We start from the raw sequence: 1,178 nt of genomic DNA, 5'->3' as shown, positions 1-1,178 counted from the left end.
ATAACAAGGCGTTCAAGAGGGATTTGGCACGCGTGGCATTTTCAATATGCGTTGGGTTCAGTGTTTACGGTGCATTGTAGAGGCTTTTGTATTGCGTGCCGGCACCCCTTAACGCGGCGTTAGGCAATACATAGAAAAAATAGAGAAAAGGAAAGTTGCAATGAGCAAGAAATTCAAGAATGTGAGCACCGATTCTGGTGATTTAACGGTTAAGGTTAATCATACGGTTATTACTTTTCATCTAGAACCAGGCGCAGAATTTAGCATCGAAACAGGTGAAAATTCAGATATCGAGTTTTCAAGTTCAAACTCTGAAAAACAGTTGGTCATCGAGCCGGTTTTGTGAGTGTTCATTAGCATATTTAGCTTTTGCCTAACAAACTGCTTAAGAGGGATTCGCAACGCGTGGCATTTTTACTATGCGTTGATTTAAGTGATTAGGGTGGTGTGCGGGAGCATCGTATTGCGTTGCTCACCCCTTAGCAGGGCGTTATGCGTCTCTCCAACTTGAGAAAGGTGTACAAGTGGAAAGTAGAATTGCAAAAGCTCAGAAATATTTGGCGTTGGGCATTATTTTGTATCCAGTTTGCTATTCATTGTTGAACTTCACTTTACCAGTTTTGATGTCGGTTATTGGTGACCAAGAGCATGTGATAGTAATGGCATTTGAAGTGTTGACGTGGTTCATTCTCCCGATATTTTCAGTTTTCTACCTGATGGCTTTTCATCAATTAGCGGTGTTGCTAAAACGCTGGCAAATGTTCGTAGGGTATACGATGGTATCATTGGCAATCGTGATAGAAGTTGTGATGCCATTCCTTGAACGAAGTATGATAAGTAGTTCAGCCTCGTTTATCGCACATGTAAGTGAGCTGGCAATTTTATCTGGCTGTTTGCTCTTCACTAGCCGCCAGATGACCTCAAATAGAAAAAACGCATAACAAGGCGTTCAAGAGTGATTCCCAACGCTTGGCATTTTTAGTTCCAGTTTGGGTTTAGTGTTTACGGTGTAATGTTTTAGGTTAGGTGGTTAGCGTTGCTCACACCTAAACGCGGCGTTAGCTTTCAAGGAAAACAATAGTTATCTCAAAGAACCACATTACTTATTGGATTAAACTAGTTGCTTATTGCTAATTACAAGGAAATGGTTATGTCCGTTGAAAATGACAAGCAAGAAG

2 protein-coding genes are annotated in these 1,178 nt (G+C 41.1%); both read left to right on the top strand.

What is annotated here, in order from left to right:
- The first annotated feature begins 160 nt into the window (after nucleotides 1-160).
- The gene (locus P2G85_RS21445) at nucleotides 161-346 is read left to right on the top strand and encodes a hypothetical protein (protein WP_275866021.1); all 186 of its coding nucleotides are present in this window, start codon (nucleotides 161-163) and stop codon (nucleotides 344-346) included.
- A gap of 178 nt (nucleotides 347-524) precedes the next feature.
- Nucleotides 525-941, top strand: a complete 417-nt coding sequence (locus tag P2G85_RS21435; protein WP_275866020.1) for a hypothetical protein — start codon at nucleotides 525-527, stop codon at nucleotides 939-941.
- Nucleotides 942-1,178: the final 237 nt, after the last annotated feature.

This window comes from Vibrio sp. CAU 1672, from assembly GCF_029223195.1.
Taxonomy (GTDB): domain Bacteria; phylum Pseudomonadota; class Gammaproteobacteria; order Enterobacterales; family Vibrionaceae; genus Vibrio.
The sequence above is the reverse complement of the archived record's forward strand: the minus strand, read 5'-3'. Positions and strand labels throughout refer to the sequence as shown.